This window comes from Marinibacterium profundimaris (assembly GCF_002210095.1).
In the GTDB taxonomy this organism is placed as follows: domain Bacteria; phylum Pseudomonadota; class Alphaproteobacteria; order Rhodobacterales; family Rhodobacteraceae; genus Marinibacterium; species Marinibacterium profundimaris.
Genome location: NZ_AQQR01000017.1, coordinates 53,090 through 70,516, shown reverse-complemented (window position 1 = coordinate 70,516; position 17,427 = coordinate 53,090). Strand labels below are relative to the sequence as shown.

The 17,427-nt window shown below is 60.3% G+C and carries 18 protein-coding genes and 1 pseudogene; 3 read left to right on the top strand and 16 right to left on the bottom strand.

Annotation, left to right across the window (positions count from 1 at the left end):
- Positions 1-4 precede the first annotated feature (4 nt).
- The 4 genes and pseudogenes from qatC to ATO3_RS29540 form a co-directional block, all read right to left on the bottom strand.
- Positions 5-1,369: a Qat anti-phage system QueC-like protein QatC gene (qatC, locus tag ATO3_RS23095; RefSeq protein WP_088652250.1), complete on the bottom strand. Its 1,365-nt coding sequence runs from the start codon at positions 1,367-1,369 to the stop codon at positions 5-7.
- Complete coding sequence (gene qatB / locus ATO3_RS28615; RefSeq protein WP_143747340.1) at positions 1,366-2,007, bottom strand: Qat anti-phage system associated protein QatB; 642 nt, start codon at positions 2,005-2,007, stop codon at positions 1,366-1,368. Before qatB ends, qatC begins: the two co-directional genes overlap by 4 nt.
- Before the next feature lie 233 nt (positions 2,008-2,240).
- Positions 2,241-3,839, bottom strand: coding sequence for a Qat anti-phage system ATPase QatA (gene qatA, locus ATO3_RS23085; RefSeq protein ID WP_332888719.1), 1,599 nt, complete (start codon positions 3,837-3,839; stop codon positions 2,241-2,243).
- A gap of 49 nt (positions 3,840-3,888) precedes the next feature.
- Positions 3,889-4,188, bottom strand: a pseudogene (locus ATO3_RS29540) (KAP family P-loop NTPase fold protein); the annotation flags it as partial.
- Between the two features lie 111 nt (positions 4,189-4,299).
- On the opposite strand from ATO3_RS29540, the gene ATO3_RS23075 reads away from it, so the two are divergent.
- From ATO3_RS23075 to ATO3_RS23065, 3 genes are read left to right on the top strand one after another with little or no spacing between them, the layout of a single operon-like run.
- Positions 4,300-5,148, top strand: a complete 849-nt coding sequence (locus ATO3_RS23075; RefSeq protein WP_088652246.1) for a type IV toxin-antitoxin system AbiEi family antitoxin — start codon at positions 4,300-4,302, stop codon at positions 5,146-5,148.
- Positions 5,138-6,052 carry a nucleotidyl transferase AbiEii/AbiGii toxin family protein gene (locus tag ATO3_RS23070; protein WP_088652245.1) on the top strand — a complete coding sequence of 305 codons (915 nt, stop codon included), beginning with the start codon at positions 5,138-5,140 and terminating at the stop codon, positions 6,050-6,052. Before ATO3_RS23075 ends, ATO3_RS23070 begins: the two co-directional genes overlap by 11 nt.
- 21 nt (positions 6,053-6,073) lie before the next feature.
- The gene (locus tag ATO3_RS23065) at positions 6,074-6,964 is read left to right on the top strand and encodes a hypothetical protein (RefSeq protein WP_088652244.1); all 891 of its coding nucleotides are present in this window, start codon (positions 6,074-6,076) and stop codon (positions 6,962-6,964) included.
- 275 nt (positions 6,965-7,239) lie between these two features.
- On the opposite strand, the gene ATO3_RS23060 is transcribed toward ATO3_RS23065, so the two are convergent.
- Genes ATO3_RS23060 through ATO3_RS23010 form a run of 12 tightly spaced genes read right to left on the bottom strand, consistent with a single transcriptional unit; the run spans position 7,240 to position 17,425 of the window.
- A complete protein-coding gene (locus tag ATO3_RS23060) occupies positions 7,240-8,316 on the bottom strand; it encodes a type IV secretion system protein (protein ID WP_088652243.1) in 1,077 nt (358 codons plus the stop codon).
- A 12-nt stretch (positions 8,317-8,328) separates the two neighbouring features.
- Positions 8,329-8,742 (bottom strand): hypothetical protein, encoded by a 414-nt coding sequence (locus ATO3_RS23055; protein WP_088652242.1) that lies wholly within the window; start codon positions 8,740-8,742, stop codon positions 8,329-8,331.
- Positions 8,739-8,933 carry a DUF4177 domain-containing protein gene (locus ATO3_RS23050; RefSeq protein ID WP_012187154.1) on the bottom strand — a complete coding sequence of 65 codons (195 nt, stop codon included), beginning with the start codon at positions 8,931-8,933 and terminating at the stop codon, positions 8,739-8,741. The genes ATO3_RS23055 and ATO3_RS23050 overlap by 4 nt, the downstream gene beginning before the upstream one ends.
- Positions 8,930-9,916, bottom strand: coding sequence for an ATPase, T2SS/T4P/T4SS family (locus ATO3_RS23045; protein ID WP_088652241.1), 987 nt, complete (start codon positions 9,914-9,916; stop codon positions 8,930-8,932). The genes ATO3_RS23050 and ATO3_RS23045 overlap by 4 nt, the downstream gene beginning before the upstream one ends.
- 4 nt (positions 9,917-9,920) lie before the next feature.
- A complete protein-coding gene (locus ATO3_RS23040) occupies positions 9,921-11,300 on the bottom strand; it encodes a TrbI/VirB10 family protein (RefSeq protein ID WP_088652240.1) in 1,380 nt (459 codons plus the stop codon).
- Complete coding sequence (locus tag ATO3_RS23035; protein WP_088652239.1) at positions 11,297-11,992, bottom strand: TrbG/VirB9 family P-type conjugative transfer protein; 696 nt, start codon at positions 11,990-11,992, stop codon at positions 11,297-11,299. The genes ATO3_RS23040 and ATO3_RS23035 overlap by 4 nt, the downstream gene beginning before the upstream one ends.
- A 1-nt stretch (position 11,993) precedes the next feature.
- The gene (locus ATO3_RS23030) at positions 11,994-12,650 is read right to left on the bottom strand and encodes a virB8 family protein (RefSeq protein WP_088652238.1); all 657 of its coding nucleotides are present in this window, start codon (positions 12,648-12,650) and stop codon (positions 11,994-11,996) included.
- Positions 12,651-12,664: 14 nt separating this feature from the next.
- On the bottom strand, positions 12,665-13,474 hold the full coding sequence (locus ATO3_RS23025) for a type IV secretion system protein (protein ID WP_088652264.1): 810 nt from the start codon (positions 13,472-13,474) through the stop codon (positions 12,665-12,667).
- Positions 13,474-14,628, bottom strand: a complete 1,155-nt coding sequence (locus ATO3_RS23020) for a lytic transglycosylase domain-containing protein (protein ID WP_233152285.1) — start codon at positions 14,626-14,628, stop codon at positions 13,474-13,476. The genes ATO3_RS23025 and ATO3_RS23020 overlap by 1 nt, the downstream gene beginning before the upstream one ends.
- Complete coding sequence (locus ATO3_RS29060) at positions 14,618-14,785, bottom strand: hypothetical protein (RefSeq protein WP_198963343.1); 168 nt, start codon at positions 14,783-14,785, stop codon at positions 14,618-14,620. The genes ATO3_RS23020 and ATO3_RS29060 overlap by 11 nt, the downstream gene beginning before the upstream one ends.
- On the bottom strand, positions 14,782-17,157 hold the full coding sequence (locus ATO3_RS23015) for a VirB4 family type IV secretion/conjugal transfer ATPase (protein ID WP_088652237.1): 2,376 nt from the start codon (positions 17,155-17,157) through the stop codon (positions 14,782-14,784). The genes ATO3_RS29060 and ATO3_RS23015 overlap by 4 nt, the downstream gene beginning before the upstream one ends.
- Entirely contained in the window at positions 17,147-17,425 is a 279-nt protein-coding gene (locus ATO3_RS23010) for a type IV secretion system protein VirB3 (protein ID WP_088652236.1), read from the bottom strand. Before ATO3_RS23010 ends, ATO3_RS23015 begins: the two co-directional genes overlap by 11 nt.
- Between the last annotated feature and the right edge of the window lie 2 nt (positions 17,426-17,427).

Below are 17,427 nucleotides of genomic sequence, written 5' to 3'. Positions count from 1 at the left end.
AGGATCAACCTGGCTTGACGTTGACATCGTCGAGGATTGAGGCGACTTCGAGCACGCCACGACGAAAGACCTCCGCATAGGCGGGGATCTCCGCTGGAGCGTCAATCAACGGTCCAGGTTTGTGCACGAGGATGCCCGCGAGTTCCGGCCGTTCGCGTAGGCGGGCGACCATCATATGGAAGGAGCGCACGTGCTCCCCTTCCGCCCTGTCGCTGCGAAGCGTCTGGGCCGATAGGTCTTCGACGGTGTAGAGTGTCGGGTCGTCCGATCCGAGCCCCGCCTTGAGTGACGCTCGGCGGATTAGGCAAGGGACGCAATAGCCGCAATGTCTCGGCGAGAGGCCTTTGTAGCGGGCCTTGGCCGGGGAGGAACAGGACATCGAAGAGCCGACGATAGTTCTCAGATAGGCCTTGTCCGCGCAATCGTCGGTCATCTCCCCCTTGGTCCGGTGTCGATAGGGGTTGTTGAGACTTACCTGTAAGCCGAGTCCATCCAGCAAACGCTGCATGCTCGCCATGAAGTGTGGATGCGCGGTCCGGGTACTAAGCGCACCGAACCTGAGTGGGTCAAGAGGGACGTTAAGCGCGATCAGCCCGTTCTCTGGCACATTCACGGTCGTCTTCGTGCCGAACGATGCGGCTGCCAGAGAGGCCAAGGCGTAGAACAGGAACGACCGTCCTCGCTGCGTGTCTTCGGTCTGACCCGTGTCCAGCGCGTTTCGGTCGAAACCCAGACGGACACGCATCGATTTGAAGGCTTCGTCACCAAACTTCGTCTCCAACCGCTCTAACAGATATGACTGCGCTTTGGCCGTCTCCGCGTCCCAGTAATGGCTGACGAACAGTGGGTGCGTCCCTTCTGTAAGCGAGTCTATTGCCGCAATCAAACTGTCGAGGCCACCAGAGAAGAGACTGACTTCGTCCAGCCCGTGCAACGGAAGTTTGTCTGTAGCCACGCTGAGAGAGGATGCCTCCTTCGGTCGTAGCCTGAAGAACAGCCGCCAACGGTCTCCGGTCAGGAAACGAAGCATCTTGCCGATATGGTCTGCCTGTGCGGACCAGCGGTCAGGATCGCTGACAGGCAGGTACAGATCAATTTCCCGCGTCCATCCGCCCTGGGCGTTGATGTCACGGGATACCCGCGTGTCGGCGGCGTTCACCAGTCCGGCGAGGAGCGCGAGGTCGATCGCGGTCTCGGGCGTGGTGAGGCCGAGAGATGCCAGCTGGGCCAACGCCTGGCCCAGACCATAGGCTAGGCGGTTGTCACCATCGAGAAAGTCTAACTCATGCACCGACGAGTCACGCTGCAGGACGTTTACCTTGGCGGCATCGGTCTTACCGAGACGCGTGATCAGGCTGAAACGTTTCATTCCGCCTCTCCCATCGTTTGCATGAGATCGAAGGACGCTGCGTAGAGGTCGGAGACGAAGCCATCTATCTGCCCGCTATCGAGCGATGAGACGGACTCACCGGAATCCTGGAACCTGTCCCTAACGCACCCGACAACGAAACTGTGCAACATTTTCTGGGCACGGTCCACGGCGGCTATGTCTGGAGAGAGTTTAATCGAATTGGTGCCTACCTCGTTCAGTATCCTTCCCTCGATAGAACGGGAAACGACGCCGATGAATATTTCTTGGAGATCGTCCTGCGTCAGCTCGTCAAAGTTTCCTATACCCTTGGCGGCGAGATCCGCGATCGTCTCCAACAAGGCGTCGCGTGCGATCGCCTCGTCGATCGTCCCCCCTGGGGGACAGAGCGCGTCGGTGAGTGCGACGAACACGTCCTGAGCCGGAGCCCCGGCCAGACTTTCGAGGTTAAAACGACGAAGCGCCTCTGCCGGACCATCCCGCGAAATTGCACTCGCCAGACCGGCAATACCGCCCGCGAGCGCGCGTGAACTTCCCAGCTGCCGTGCGGCCGCCCGACCGCCGCCACTGGCAGCAACGTACTTGCCGGCACCACGACGGATTGATCCGGAACTTCCATTCTTGGTGCCCGAAGTCATGTCACTACGCGCGGACCCGTAGTTGGACCCCTGCGCGGGCGGTTGAATTGCTGGATAGGGGGTGGGGGCGGCTGGCGCGGGCGGCGCGGTGTCCGATCCCTGTCCATCATCCGGTGTTCCATCCTGACCGTCTTGTGGCGGATTCTGCGGCGGTGCCGCGGGACCCGGAGCCGGATCACTCACCCATGACGGAACCATGGGCCTTCCCCCTCCGAAACTTCCCGACGTGCCCATCAGCGTTCACCTCGCTTGCGGCCCATGCTTGCGGCAGCCTTCGCCGCGGCGCTCAGGGCCGGGTTATCGCTCTGTTCGGCCCAATCTGACTTGAGAGCGTCGTACGCGGCCTTTGCCTCTGCCTCTGTGATGGCACCCGCCCAGCCCGTCATGACCCATGTCCCTACCTTGGTCACTGGCAGGTCCCTGAAGAAGCCGACAAGCGACGCCTGCAGGAACGGATGATGCTGGCAGATGGCGGCCAGCCCGTGCATGCCGTCTGGTTCTTCGACAAGGTCTTCGGCGTCGGCAACCTTGGCACGCAATGCGTCGAAGAGTTGTTCGGCCTCGACAGAGGTCAATCTCTTGATCTCCGTCGTGATCTGTTTGACTTGTAACGGCGGGCCCATGAGCTTGCCGAGCATCTCGTCAAGTTCACCGAGTGGTGTTTGTGACCCGTATCCACCACGCCGGTCACGGCTTACGAACACGTAGGGACGCAGGTCGACTTCGGCGAGAGTCGGCGGAATACCTGCCCACCGCTTAGCCCATTCGATGTTTGGCCAGTCGGGAAGTTGAAAAGGCTCCTTGGCCTTGGGCGCTTTCTTCGCCGAAGACGCCTTTCTGTTGGCTTTGACAGGGACGGTCTCTGTGCCGTCCGATGCCGCGTGCGATTCTAAGGCGATCAACTCGTCTGAAAAACCGGTGTCCGCCGCGCCCCTCGCTAGTGCGTCGAAGACTTCCGGCGCGAACCGCTCTGCAAGCATCACTTTGGCGAGGACGCTCATATTCAACTCATCGGCAAATCCTCGTTCCTCGGCGATTGCGAGTCTCAGCGCCATCGTGTTGATGAACCGTTTGACCTGTCGAGGGTTACCACGCGAGCCGTCAGTCAGGATCGGGGCGATTCGATAGGCTATGTCGAGGGCCCGTTCTACGGCGTCCGGTATCGTTTCAAAAGCCACTTTCAAGCTGGTCCGGTCCAATCCGGGGCCAATCCAGGGTTTTTGGAGTGCGGCACGCGCTATCGGAACCAGTTTTTTAAAGGTGTCGGAGTCATCGCCACATTCGTTCAAGACGAGCAGCAACGCCACATAGATGCGCGTCTCGGTATAGCCGAGCGAGGGTAGACGGAACGGAACCTGGATAAGCTTTTCGAGATAGTTTCTTGCGTAGGTCGCGGGACCTGTGGCCGTCGGTAAGTCTGGGAAATGCTGCCGGACACAATATTCGATCATGCCCTCGTCGGCGGCGATAACGAAAGCTGCTCGCGGGACGAATAGGAAGAGACGAATTGCTTCTAGGGTCCCGATCGCTGTCTCGGGCAAACATCGGTCAAGGTCGTCGACCAAGACGACGAGCCTGTCGATGTCGGCGACCTCGAGTAGTGTTTCGAACTCTTGGCGGAACTCATGCATCTGTTGCGGTGTGCTCTCGGCCTCGGCGTCTTTGAGATACGCGCCGGCGCTGTCGACTACGCTCTTCAAGCTGTCCACCGAAATGGCTTCGGCCCCGGTTTTGACGACGGATGTCGCAGCCGCGTAGAGATCTGACAGCGTATCCGGGTGGGGTATCCCTGTCGCAACCGTCATGCCGTATGCGCCGGCTTTGCGCGCCATCTTCATCCAGTTGATGCGGCGATACAGTTTTTTTTCCTTGGTCGATAACTTTCTGTGAGCCCGAACGGCTCTTCATCAACTCCTCGACGATCGTCTCGATAAGCACCGTTTTCGCGTCGTCAAACCCTTGGAACAGCCATCCGTTGAAACGTATGCACAGGACACGCTCGTCATCCTTAAACGTCTGTTCAACCATCATCAGGATACTGGATTTGCCAGCCCCCCAGTCACCGTGGACCCCGACGCTGAGCGGTTCGTCTGACTTTTCGGAGACGACGCGTACGACCGTCTTTGCGACCGCTTCATAATAGAGCAGGTCGACTGCTGTCTCATTGTCGGCGACGATCATGGCGGGTTTCGGCTTTCAGTTTATGTATTTGTTTTTTTACGTACCATAGGTTATCTAATATCGACAAGATCAAACCGATCTCATGTTTACAAAAGGCACAATTAACCAACCATGAGTACGCAACGAGGTCAAAAGCTAAACTCGCTTCAACACATCCTTCCTGAAGGTTTGGTGGTCAGTGCCGCTTGGCTCGAGGACAGAGGCTACTCCAGCGCCTTGCGCGGAAAGTATGTCGCCAACGGTTGGTTGAAACAGCCAGCGCGCGGAATCTACACACGTCCGGGTGCGGAAACGAGATGGCAACATCTGGTTATATCCCTGCAGTCGTTGATGCGTCAGCCCGTCGCGGTAGGCGGCCTATCCGCCCTCGAACTACAAGGGTACGGCCACTATGTCCGGCTGGGCAAGGGGCACCGCGTCTATCTCTATACCGAGGCCCGCCTTGCCAAATGGGTTCGCGAAGTCGATCCGTCAATCCAATTTGAGCAACGAAATGCAAGCAGGCTGTTTAAAGAGGCCGACATCGAACACGCAGTCACGGAACTTCCCGATCTCACGTTCCCTGCCAACCATACCGGAGCATCGCATGTATCAGGTGGGCTAAAACGATTTGTGTGGGGTGATCGGGAATGGCCAATGATCATTTCAAGCCCTGAGAGAGCGACTCTGGAATTCTTGGATGAAATCCCCAACAGACAATCCTTTGAACACGCAGCTGACCTGTTCACCGGACTTACGGATTTGAGTCCCCGACGACTTCAAAAGCTCCTCGAACGATGTGACAGCGTTAAGGCCACGCGCCTCTTCCTCTGGTTCGCAGAGCGATATCAGCATACGTGGTTGAAGCATTTAGACTTGGCAGAGATCGCTATCGGGAGTGGAAAGAGGGTGATCGCAAAATCTGGACGGTTAGACTCCAAATACCAGATTACGGTTCCGGAGAACTTGGATGGCCATTGACGAGCGCTATCGCCAGCAGGTCGAACTATTGGTACGGACACTGCCCTCCGTCGCGTCTGAGGATGTGTTCGCATTGAAAGGCGGAACCGCGATCAATCTGTTCGTGCGCGACCTACCACGTCTGTCTGTCGATATCGACCTAACGTACCTACCGGTCAAACCGCGTGGTGAGTCACTGACGGAAATTGATGAAGCACTTGAACGGATCGGCAGGTCGATCTCAGAAACCCTACCAGACTTACGGGTCCTTCCGAGCCGATTGGCCAAGGAACGAACGCTTAACCGATTGATAGTGCGATCACCACAAGCACAGATAAAAATCGAAGTGACGCCAGTCATGCGCGGATGTGTTTTTGAGCCGTCGATCATGGCCGTTTCTGAGAAAGTTGAGGACCAATTCAGCTTCGCCGAGACCTTAGTCGTATCACGTGACGATCTATATGCAGGTAAACTTGTGGCCGCTCTCGACAGGCAGCACCCACGCGACCTTTTCGATGTGCGGGATCTGCTGGCACATGAAGGCATAAGCGACACATTGCGACAAGCCTTCCTCGTCTACATCTTGAGCCACAATCGCCCCGCCGCCGAGGTTTTGGCCCCCAGACGAAAAGAAATAGAACAGGAATTCCAGAACAACTTCGTGGGTATGACGGCCGCCCCGGTACGGATCGAAGATCTGATATCTACACGAGAAGAAATGATCGAGATCGTCGTCGGTCAGATGCCTCAGGACCATCGAGAATTTTTGATCGGTGTCGAACGCGGAAACGTGCGATGGCAGCTTGCCGACCTACAGGAGGTTGCCGAACTGCCCGCGGTCCGATGGAAACTGTCAAATCTCGACAAGGTCAGCCCAGACCGTCGCGAGACATTTGCCGCCAACTTAGCGGCGATTTGGGATTAGGGCCTGACAGAAAGACCACCGATGAAACGAGAACTTGCATTCAATGTTCCTTCCCTGAATGAGATTGAGCGGGAGGCGATAATCCTGAACGCGGTCTGTCATCTGATCGACGACATGCTCAACTATGGCATGTTGGTCGAGAAATGGTCGCCTGATTGGAGCAACATCATGTTCCGGACCGGCGCGCATTCGCGACTGTTCAACATCCTTCTGGGCGACTTATTATCGATCCCAAATCCCAAAAAGGGTGGGCTAATGCCATTCGACCTCCCTCCGCCTCCGGAAGACGGGGACGGTTCCCATCGGACATATCTTCATTTCCTAAAATCGGTATGTGACGACCCGAAACTCGCCCCGGCGACTGCCCAACTAAGCGAAGCTGTAAGCGCCTTCGCATCTTGGCTTGACGGGTATACCATCATCGAGAAGGTTTGGTTCTCCTCCATGGACCTAGAGTTGGATATGAAAGTTCAACGCATCAAGGCTCTGAAGATGACAGGTGACATTGGGAAGCATAATTTCACCCGCCTAGAGGGCGTCGTGAAAAGTTTCCAATCAACGCTAGAAGCAAACGGCCACGTCAAAACAATGGAGGAATGTTATCTGGCATTGCCGGAGTTCCAAGAGTGGTTCTACGACCACGCATTCGTGTATCAATCCAGCCAAATCGCCGAGTTTCTAAGTGCCATAATCTGGGAGATACATTACTATCTCCAACCGGAATATGACCATTCAACGGTATTTTGGTTTGATGAGAAGATGCACATGCAGATGTACAAATTCGAACCGCCAGCCGGACTGAACCAATCATTCGCTAAAGCTATGCACTGGGATCTGCTAAACATGGTGCGACGTCGACCATACCTGCCGCGCTTCATCGCGGGCGAAAATATCAAGTCAGAGCTTCTATGAAGAGCACGTGATTTGTTTAAGCGAGCTGACAGAAGTACAGCCTAAGGGGTAAGTGGTCGGAACTCTACACCTAGGATGGCCAAAACACCGGCGCCGAGTTCCTCTGTAGCGTCCCATCCGGGCGTCAACGAAGGTGGAGTAAGGCAGAGTGTCACAACTCCCACAACGCCTACATTGTTCACTTAGCGTGAGTTCGTCCTGAATCCGATCTTGCACCGGTAATTAAAGGCCGCAACGTAGCATTGTGATGCAAAATCGAGTAGCCGCTTGGGCCGTCACCGTCGCCCAAGCCGTCCGAGTCTCGCCAGCTGCGCCAGCATTTTTGACCCCGAGTCTGCGGACACTGGTCCACTTACCTGACCTGTCTGCCCCATGCCTTGCCTCACGGGAATCTGCTGCACGCCAAAGAACTGCCGCGCCCTGAGGGCTGCGTATTCGGCGCCGCTTGCCCCACCGATCAGGTAGCGATTGTAAGCCTGCTGGCTGCCCATGGCGGCGCGGGCGAAGCTGTAGCCGCCGCCGAGTCCGCCGGAGAGGGCTGGCATCATGATGTTGCCGGATATCGCGCGGACGATGAAGGGCGTGGCGATAATGAAGCCCTTGGCCATGAGCACCATCATGAAGAAGGGAATGAGCGCGCCGATGTTTGAAGCGCCTTCCGGGTCGCCAAGTTCACCGATGAGCGCAGAGGAGACGCCTGTGATGGTCGCGAACACGCCGGCCACGACGATGGGGTATAGTGCGAAGGAGATCAGCGCCGACAGCCAGCGCGCGAAATAATCCTTGGTCACCTCGAAGAGGGTCAGGAATATCATCACCGGGGCGATCCCGATCAGAAGCGCGATCATCAGTCGGGAGGCTACGAGGATGAAGGCGGCCAGTCCGCCGAGGATTGAAAGCAGAAGAACACCGACGATGTCGAGCATGGCGCCAGCCATCCAGTTCAGCTCGGACCCGGCAGCGTTCAGATAGTCGCCCAGCTCCGCGATCAGCCGGTCGAATTCCTCCGCGAAGGTGCCTGAAGGGCCCGGGCTGCCGCCGCCGACGGAAGCTACAAGCGCGCCCGCGATACTGTCGATCCCATAGAGAATGGCAGACGAGAAGGCGTTGAACTGCATCCAATTGGTCGCGAATATCCCGATGAGCCCGATCTTGACCGCGAGCCAGAAGGCTGTGTGCCCATCCATGGCCCGATATTGATAGATCATGTTGATGCCGACGAGGATCACCACCAGCGTTGTCCCCAAAACCAGGAGCGTGCCGACCGTTGCCGCAACCGCACCAAACTGGGTCTCAGCGGCGGTGTCGAGATAGGCTTGGGAGGTTTCAACGAAGTAGGTGACGACACTCATCGCGGGGCTGCCTTACCAATTCCCTGCGGCGTCGCAGATGGCCTTGGCGGCAGTTCGGGCGGCGTTGGCGCGGCGGTTGTAGGCGTCCGAGGCTTGCAGCATCTCCCATCGTTCGTCGCTCGCGTACCTCTGCCGAAACACCGCCTCGGCCGCGTCCCAGGACGGGAACTGGATTTCGCAATCGCAGCTGCTGGTCTCGACAATCCGCTCGAGGTTCTGGGCGCGGTAGATGTCCTGGACCAGCACGCGCTGATAGGCTTGGCGCAGGGGGATCTCCTGCATCCACACGGGTTCAACGGGCCGCTCCGGACAGACGTCGAAACTGCGATCGAGGGTCGGCACGAGATTGCGCTCAGCGAAGCCGGGTGCCGACGTCAGTCCCAGGACCAGCGCAGTCAGTACGAGGGTACAGCCCGCCTGCCTCATGCCGTGGCTCCAGCGGGTGTGGTTTCGCGCTTCAGGAAAACGGTGTGCCCGATATTGGCGAACTCCGAAGTGCTGATCGACACCACCTCCCACCCGTCTGCGCCTTTCTCGTTCAGGCTGGCCTGCATGTCGGAGAGGCTGGTCTTGCGGGTCATGGGAAAGGACAGGATATTGTATTCAAACGTCTTCATTGGGAAATTCCAATCTCAGTTGCGCCGGGGAGGTAGAATTCGGTGATGCCGCGTTTGCCGTCATGCCGACCGGCCTGGATGATCACGTCGATGGAATTCTCGATGTACTGGATCATGTCAGTATAGGTCATCGGGATCTCGGTCTTCAGTGCTGCGATCGCGAGGCGCTGCACCGCCAATTGCGGGGTTTCGGCATGTAGCGTGGTCATCGAGCCGCCATGGCCGGTGTTGATGGCTTCCAGAAAGGTCATGGCCTCTTTGCCGCGCACCTCGCCCAGGATGATCCGGTCGGGGCGCATGCGCAGCGTGGCGGTGAGAAGCACATCTGCGGTCTGGAATTCTGCGTCGCGATTGGCGATGAGGGTCACGGCATTGGGCTGGGTCGGCAGAAGCTCGGCGGCTTCTTCGATGGTGACGATGCGTTCCTCGGCCGGTACGTGAGAGAGGATCTTGCGCGCGGCCACGGTCTTGCCGGTGGAGGTGCCACCTGAGACGATCATGTTGAGTTTGTTCTCGACGCAGAAGGCGAGCGCATCATCGATCAAACCCGCGGCCACCACGGCGCGCAAGGCGCGCTTCTTTTCCACGCGCAGGTCTTCGAGCTTGCGCTCTTTGCCATAGAGAAAATCGAGCGCAATGCCCTCGAGTGGCAGGCTTGAGAAGAACCGCAGGCTGATCGACATGGCCGAGAGCACGGCGGGCGGGGTGATGACCTGTGCGCGGATCGGGCGCCCCTTGTAGGTGATCGAGACCGAGACGATGGGGCGGTCCTTGCTCATCGTTGTATTGGCAGAGGAGGCGATCTGGTTGCCGAGGTCCCTGACCTGAACGCCCGTCAGCCTCTGGTCCAGCGCGCGCATGAAGTGATCGCCCTGGAATTCGCCCCAGCAGGTTCCGTCGGGGTTGATGCAGATCTCGATGACATCGCCGCGGGCGGCGGCGTCGATCCGGTCGAGCGAGGTTTCGAGATAGCTCAGCGACATGGGCTCAGAATATCTCCAGATCGCGGTCGACCATGACCGTGACGCGGGCGCCCTGGTCGACATAGATGACGGGGCCGATGGAGAGATAGTCGCCGATGACGCTGTCCGTCGCATCTGCCAGATCATCGCCCACGTCTTCGAGAACGTCGGCGGCAGTCTCATCCTGAACCTCGGATGCGGCGGCACTTGGTGCGGCGGAAATCAGCGAGATCAGGGCGGCCGACCCGAAACGCTCGGCAAAGCGCGTGTCCACGAAACCTGTGACACCGGAACGGCCCAGTTCATCACCTCCGAAGGAGCTGATCTGGACGGTCTGGCCCGCGGGCAGGATGATCCGGTCCCAGGCGATCGTGACGCGGCGCTGCGCGATATCGACGCCAGCGCGGTAGCGCCCGATGAGACGCGATCCGCGGGGGATCAAGAGGCGCACGCCATCGACGCTGTAGACATCCTCGGACACCACGGCACGGGTCTGGCCGGGCAGGGAGCTGTCAAGGGCAGTTTCCATGACGGCCTGGATCATGGTGCCCTGTAGAATCGTGTTGGAGGGATTGGCGATCACCTCGGCCTGCGTCACCGTCGAGGGCAGCGCCCCGTTCAGCACGAAATCCGTCACCTCGCCGAAGGTGCGTTCGGTCAGAGCCGTTTCATTCGCTCCTGAGGCACCGCCAAACGCGATGGTGGGCGAGGCGATGCGCCGCTCCTGGAAGGCGCGTTCCTCCGCGGCCCGGCGCTCCAGCTCGGCCATGCGCCGGGCTTCTTCCTCGCGGCGCAGTCGCTCTTGCTCGCGTGCGCGCAGCTCATCCTCCGTGGGGCCCGTTGGCGCGGGTTGGGGCCGGCTGGCCTCGAGTTGGGCCAGTTCCAGATCCATGCGTAACTGCTCAAGACTTCGATCCCGCGCCGTCAGTTCGTCCTGAAATCGTTGCTGTGCGGCTTCCGAGGCGGCTTGTAGCGCAGCGATCTGAGCGGTCAGCGCGTCGATCGCCTCTGCGGCGGCGGTGTCTTCCTCGACGACCGGTTCGGGGGCGTTGCGCAACTCCTCGATCTGAGCCTGCAGGGCGGTGATCTGCGCCAGAAGCTCCGCGTTGGGCTCGACGGGGTCTGGTCCGACGAACACAACCTCGGGCTCGGGCGGGGGCAAGGTCTCGATAGCGCCAAAGCCGTCCCCTTCGTTTTGGAAGACGTCCGGAGTGGCCGTCGGCAAGGCTTCCTCTTCGTCGGGCTGTGAGAGGAGATAGAGCAGGGCACCACCTGCGCCGATGACGAGGACCACGATCAGCGCGAGAAGGGGCGACCGGCGCTGCGCCGCTATGGGCGCGCGGGCACTGCCTTTCTCCAGGGCGGCGAGGCGCTTTTCCAGCTCGGTGTTCCCGGTATCGCTCATGAGGCGGCCTCCGCGGGCGCGATCGCCTCGATGCAGACCACCTCTTCGCCAAGTCGCAGGACCCATTGGCGGTTTACGCCGCTGACGCGGATCACACCGTCTTCAGGAGTTTGCGTGTTGACCGTGCGCTCGCGGCCGCCCGCGTAGCGGAAGATCGCTGGCACAGGTGCGTTTCTTGGAAAGGCGAAATACGTGAACGTCCCGTCATCCCAGATGCGCGTTGGCGTGAACTCGGTCCGCGCGCTGGCACCGTAATTGTAGTTCGGCGCTTGGGCCGCGATGGCCCGGGTCGGGCGTGCAGCGTCGTCTGGATAGCGGAACTGCACGACGTAGAAGGTCGGGCTTCGGACCTCTTCGACGTTGAAATAGTAGCTGCGCCTGTTCGTGTAGACGGTCACATTGGTATGGACGCCGCGCGCGACGGGCTTGATTGCGAAGGCCTGCCCCCCCGGCACGCCATCGATCTCAAACCCTTCCGTGTCGCTCGCGATAATCGAGCGGATGCTTTCACCGATCCCAAACTCGATGGTGGTGACATGGGTGAGCGAGACGCTGATGCGGTAGACCTGACCTTCTTGATATGTTGCCAGCCGCACGCGGCTGTCATTTGGGCCACCGCGCGGGATCGCTTCGGCAAATGCAAGGCCGGGCAGCAAAACAAGTAGGGCAGAAACAAAGACCTTATTGATCAAACTAATTCTCCAATCTGTCGGAGCGGATGGAATATTCGAGCACAGTGAACCCAAACGGGTTGGTCCAGACCTCATCGATGGACCTGCGGGTCTCGGGACGGAACTCGAAGAGAAGCGTGGCGGTGAAGAGCCCGGTCTGGGTGCCGTTGATGGAGGTCAGCCGCTTGCGCAAGCGCACGGTGGCGCGGTTGGATCCGATGCGACTGATGCTCAGGATTTCCACGTCGAGCCGGGCATTGGGGCCATAGACGGTCGGCGGATAGTTTTCATTTGCGCTGTTCCATATCTGGCGCAGCCCGCTCTCGGCGGCCCCGTCCGAGCGGCGCAGGACGCTGCGGATGCGCAGATCGTTATCGAGCTGATTGTAGATCTCCCGGTCGGTCACATAGCGGAAGACCTCCGCCTCGATGATCGCCTGGTTGGCGGTGACGGATGTGGCCCCAACGGACGCCTCGGGCAGGGCAAAACCAGTGGCGGGATCATAGGGGACAACGACGGGGGGCGGGTCGACATCGAGGATCGCGACTGCTGCTGCGCTCAGACAGCCGATGATGCCGAAGACAAGGCCCATAAGGCCAAGGCGTTGCCAGAGCCGTTCGCGGCGCAGCGCGCCATAGACCAGTTCTTCCTCGATGATTTCTTGTTCACTCGCCACCATTCATGCCCCCGCGATCACTCGGCCCGCAGGTCCGGCAAGGTGAAATCCATGAAGCGCTGCTCTTCGGCAATGGTCGCGGCATCGATCACGCCGCCCGTGCCATTGCCCACGGTTTGCACAGCTTCGAGCTGCCACATGCCGACCAACGCAATGGCGAGCTCCGCGGTCACGCGCGTGTTGAGATCGATGCTTTCCTTGAGTTCGTCCATGTCGTCGATGAGCCCAACAAGGCGGTCTACCCGCTCGAGCGACTGGCCGGCATCCTCATAGCTGTTCTGGGCCGCCGCCGAGACAAGGGCACCGGTGGTGGCCTGCGTCGCCACGCGGTTGGCCCCGGGATTGCCGCTCGTGGCCATTTCCGAGAGCGTGTCCTCGTCAAAGCCGAGGTCGGCCAGCACCCGATCCATCTGGGTTTCGATCTCGCCTGCGCCGGAGCCCGAGAGGCCCGAGAAATCCCCAGTCTTGATCGCCTCAATCGTGGCGAGGATGTCCCCGAACTCTTGGTCGAGCAGACCGTTCAACTCGTCTTCCATTTCCGTCCGGATGATTTCTGGAAGCTCGGCGAGGCGGGTGAGGGCCTCGTAGGTTCTTTGCAGCTCCGCGAGTTGGTCCGTGAGTGTGGCAAGCTGTTCGCGGAGCTGCGTCAGCTGCTCGTTTTGCAGAATCTCGTCCTCGATCATCTGCCGGAGCTGCTGGATGTTTTGCGCGATATTCTGGGTATCGACGACGGGCACGCCTTGTGCTGCGACAGGGGGTAGGGCGCTGAACTGCAAGCCAATGCCAAGCGTTGTGGCCAAAGCTGTCCTCAAGAGCAGATGTCCCATCATTCAATCTCCCTGATCGTAAAATCCATGAACGCGCCTTCGGCCATGCGGGCGCTGGCCTGGGCCAGCTCCTCGGCAGAAAGGACGCGGGTGCGTGCCGCCTGAAGCCGGATGCGTGCAGCGACGAGGCGCACGAGTTCGGCGCGGGCATAGGTGTTGAGTGCGATGCTTTCCTGCACGTCTTCAGTCTCGGAAATCCGTTCGACGATGTCGGAAATGCGCAGGGCGGCTTGCCGGATCGCGGCGGGCGAGTTGCTGCCATAAAAGGCCGCCCCATGACCCGTGAGCGAGAGGTTGGCATTGGCCAGAAGCGCGGGGTCGATCGTGCCAAGCGCTTCGATCCCGCCGATACGGCTTAGATAGAGATTGTAGCGTTCAGGGATGACCGACACGTAGTGCTGGGTCTCGCGGAAGGGTGGCACGCCGCCATACTCGAAAACCCGGCCGGGTCCGGCGTTATAGGCCGCGAGGGCGTTGATGATGTTGCCATCGAATGTGTTGAGCTGGGTCGCGAGATAGCGCGCGCCGCCATGCACCTGAAGGTAGGGGCTGTCATAGTATTCCGGGTTGATGCCGAGATCGCTGGCGGTGCCCGGCATGATCTGGGTGAGACCATAGGCGCCGACGGGAGACCGTGCCCCAATGGTGAACCGGCTTTCCTGCCAGATGAGCGCTTGCAGCAATGCGCGCCACTGGACGGGTGAGAGCCCTGCGCGGCCAACTCCCGCAAAGCCGCTGGTTTCCTGAGCCACGCGGATGATGAGCTGCTCGATGGTCTCAGACGTATCCCCGAACATCTGCGCACCGCCGGGATTGGGATCGATCTCGCCCGTGCCATAGACCGCCTCGACTGACCGGGCCGGATCCCCGCTGCCGCTTTCCAGCCCCGAGACCATAGCCGGCAAGCCCTGACCGCCGAAGCTGGTCTGGGCATCAAGGATGCGTTGCAGGGTTTCCAGCTGCTCCCGTTCGATCTCGGCAATGAGTTCGCGCACGGCAAGCTTGTCCGACTGAACGGCCAAGTCAGCCTCGCGATCGCCGGTCTCGACGATGTCACGCGCGGTCAGCCCACTGTCATTGGTCGGCACGCCTTGGGCGAAGCCGAGACCGGGCAGCAAGCAAAATGCGAGGATAGGAGGCAGGCTAGACTTCAACGTCGCCCTCCGGGGTGCCAAGGGGCGTGAAGTGGCAATCAGGCGCGACGGGTGCCGTGGACGCAAGGAATGTGAAGCAGTTCGCCTGCGGCTCCCGGTACTGGGTGCAGGAGACCAGCGCGCCGAGCGCAGCCAAAGCGATAAGAATACGGATCATGAAAGCCTCCAGAAGTCCGGGCGGTCGCGGTAATCGGCGCCGACAAGCGCTTCGCCCTTTTCCATGCCACCAAGGATGGTGAGATTGGGTCCAAGCGCGCTCAGATCGGCATCGACGACGATTGAGCCCTGATCGTCGCGGATCAGCGCCAAGCGGCTGTTGCTGCCCGTGTTGAGAAGGACGTCGAGTTCCTTCTCCGTGAGGTTCAGCATTGCGTAATCCGCAGGCTGCGCGCGGATATTGGGCAGCAGGATCTGCGTCGGAACGGCTTCGACGATGGTCTTGCCGGTCCGGGTGCGCTCGAGCTGGCTTGCGTATTGCGTCATCATCACCGCGACGGTGTTCTGCTTGCGCGCTGTCACCAGCCAGTTCGACAGCCGCTCGGCGAAATACGCGTTATCGAGGGCCTTCCAGGCCTCGTCGATCACGATGATGGTGGGGCGGCGATCCTCGATCTCGCGTTCGACCCGGCGGAAAAGATAGGAGAGAACCGCCATCCGCTCCTTGTCGGCCTCGCTGTCGAGAATGCCGGTCAGATCGAAGCCCACCACATCGCCTTTGAGCGAGAACGTGTCCTCGAGGCTCTGCCCGAAGATCCAGCCGTAGCGGCCGTCTTCGGTCCACTCGAGCAGGCGCTGGTGCAGATCGCCGCCATCATCGGTGGACACAAAAAGCGATGCGAAATCCCGCCAGTTCCTGAGAGCGGGGTTTGTGGCCTGCGCGTTCTGGCGCACGACTTCCTGGATGCGGTTGGTCTGCGCGGGCGTCAGGGGCTTGTCGGCGCGGTAGAGCAGGGTTGTGAGCCAATCCGAGAGCCAGGCGGTGCCGCGCGCATCGGTCTCTGTCCAGAGCGGGTTGAGACCCGTGGGCTGGCCGGCTTTCAGGGAGGCGTAGCGCCCGCCATTGGCGCGCACCGCCATCTCCATGCCAAGACGGTAATCGAAGACGAAGATCCGCGCCCCTGCGCGACGGGCCTGGGTCATTAGAAAGGCCGACAGCACCGATTTGCCGGACCCGGGCCGCCCCATGATTAGGGTATGGCCGCTGGTGGGTTCTTTGTCGGGCGATCCCTGCTCGTGATAGGAAAACCGGTAGGCGCTTTGCTCGGGCGTGGGCAGATAGGTGATGACCCGGCCCCAGGGGGTAAGTGCTGCAGGTTTGCCGAGCTGTGTCCGGTGGAAGGCCGCAAAATCCGCGAAGTTGCGGTTGGTGACGGCGCTGGCGCGGACGCGCTTGGGCTGGTTGCCGGGATGCTGGCTCAAGTAATGCGCCTTGGCGGCGACCCGCTCGCCGATCATCTTCACGCCTTCGGTCGCGGCGGCGTTCACGATTTCGGCGCTGAGCGTCTGCAGCTCATCCAGCGTTTCGCAGAAGAGCGTCACGACCATATGGTGTTCGCCGAAGCTTTGGCGCTTGGCCTCGAGATCATCGGCGGCGATATCGAGGGCTTCCAGGAGCGAGAGGGCCGCGTCCTGGCTGGCCTGCATCTGGCGCTTTTGCCGTTTTATGCGGCCCGCCATGAGGTTCGAATTGATCGGGGTGAAGGAATGCGTGACGATCATGTCGACCGGCAGGTTCAGCATGTCGAACATGGTGCAGGAGGTGCCTTCCGAGTATTCCCCGATGGTGAAACTCTTGCCGTAGCGATGCCCCACGACGCCTTCCGAGAGCTCGAAATGATCGCCATGAAACGTCACGCGGGTATTGGCGACGTTGACGGACAAAAAGCCGTAGGTGTTTGCAGGGTAGAGCGGCAGCTCGGTGCCCGTGTTCAGCGCGCCCAGAAACCCCACCAATTCCCCCGATGCAGCCGACAGCAGGCGCGGTTTGAGCTCGGTGAGGCCGGACAGGAAGACGTTCACGGCCTCGCTGAGGCGCTGCTGGCGTTTACGGGTCTCCTCTCTCAGCCGGTCCGGCGCGCTGCGGCTGAGGAACGGCAGGAGGCTTTTCGGGGGTGGGCGGTGAATGACGGTGAGCGTCAGCGTCTTGTCGCGCAGCCCGCTGGTCTCGAGTTTCGCGCGCCAGTGCCGGTCCACCTCGCCCGCGAAGCTGTCCTCACGAATTGGATCCAGATCCGGTTTGATTGCCTTGGAGACCTTGTGGACGTAATAGCTGAATTCCGGCCCAAGCTGCGCGATGATGCGGGCAAAAAGCGCCGTCACCTTATCGAGATAGGTATCGTCGGTCGTATAGCTGTTGAGCCCCTCGAGCCGAATGCACCGGAAGAGCTCGTTGACCCGGGTGCGCACGGTCTGGTCGTCAACGAGGCTCACATAGGGCAGCATATGCGCGAGGCGGGTCTCGCGCGCATACCAGTCCGGCGTCATTGTGCGGGGGTCGAGCGCAGCATCGCGAGCTTCATCACGGGGCATAGCTGTCCCCGCCATGGATGGACCTGTTGCGCGTGGGCGGTGTCTCCTGCAGGGCCGTCATCATCACGTCGATGAAGCGCGGGTCCCAATCTGCGGCCTTCCACAGCACCGGATAGAGAAGGGCGGCCACGCCCAGAACTGCGATGTGCTGGACCCAGACGAACAAGAGCACCGAGCCAAAGAGCCAGACCATCGCGTACATGATGGGCAGGCCCAGAAGCTTGGGCGGACGCACGAGGCCGAGAAAGAGAGGCGAGCGTTGAGCCATTC

Excerpts from the sequence above, each read along its gene's own strand:
- ATO3_RS23055 (WP_088652242.1), bottom strand. The coding sequence starts at position 8,742 with ATGAGGCAGGCGGGCTGTACCCTCGTACTGACTGCGCTGGTCCTGGGA.
- ATO3_RS23045 (WP_088652241.1), bottom strand. The coding sequence starts at position 9,916 with ATGTCGCTGAGCTATCTCGAAACCTCGCTCGACCGGATCGACGCCGCC.
- qatB (WP_143747340.1), bottom strand. The coding sequence starts at position 2,007 with ATGACTTCGGGCACCAAGAATGGAAGTTCCGGATCAATCCGTCGTGGT.
- ATO3_RS23025 (WP_088652264.1), bottom strand. The coding sequence starts at position 13,474 with ATGGGACATCTGCTCTTGAGGACAGCTTTGGCCACAACGCTTGGCATT.
- ATO3_RS29060 (WP_198963343.1), bottom strand. The coding sequence starts at position 14,785 with ATGATCCGTATTCTTATCGCTTTGGCTGCGCTCGGCGCGCTGGTCTCC.
- ATO3_RS23060 (WP_088652243.1), bottom strand. The coding sequence starts at position 8,316 with ATGAGTGTCGTCACCTACTTCGTTGAAACCTCCCAAGCCTATCTCGAC.
- ATO3_RS23070 (WP_088652245.1), top strand. The coding sequence starts at position 5,138 with ATGGCCATTGACGAGCGCTATCGCCAGCAGGTCGAACTATTGGTACGG.
- ATO3_RS23075 (WP_088652246.1), top strand. The coding sequence starts at position 4,300 with ATGAGTACGCAACGAGGTCAAAAGCTAAACTCGCTTCAACACATCCTT.
- qatC (WP_088652250.1), bottom strand. The coding sequence starts at position 1,369 with ATGAAACGTTTCAGCCTGATCACGCGTCTCGGTAAGACCGATGCCGCC.
- ATO3_RS23065 (WP_088652244.1), top strand. The coding sequence starts at position 6,074 with ATGAAACGAGAACTTGCATTCAATGTTCCTTCCCTGAATGAGATTGAG.
- ATO3_RS23050 (WP_012187154.1), bottom strand. The coding sequence starts at position 8,933 with ATGAAGACGTTTGAATACAATATCCTGTCCTTTCCCATGACCCGCAAG.
- qatA (WP_332888719.1), bottom strand. The coding sequence starts at position 3,839 with ATGGCGCGCAAAGCCGGCGCATACGGCATGACGGTTGCGACAGGGATA.
- ATO3_RS23010 (WP_088652236.1), bottom strand. The coding sequence starts at position 17,425 with ATGGCTCAACGCTCGCCTCTCTTTCTCGGCCTCGTGCGTCCGCCCAAG.
- ATO3_RS23030 (WP_088652238.1), bottom strand. The coding sequence starts at position 12,650 with ATGGTGGCGAGTGAACAAGAAATCATCGAGGAAGAACTGGTCTATGGC.
- ATO3_RS23015 (WP_088652237.1), bottom strand. The coding sequence starts at position 17,157 with ATGCCCCGTGATGAAGCTCGCGATGCTGCGCTCGACCCCCGCACAATG.
- ATO3_RS23040 (WP_088652240.1), bottom strand. The coding sequence starts at position 11,300 with ATGAGCGATACCGGGAACACCGAGCTGGAAAAGCGCCTCGCCGCCCTG.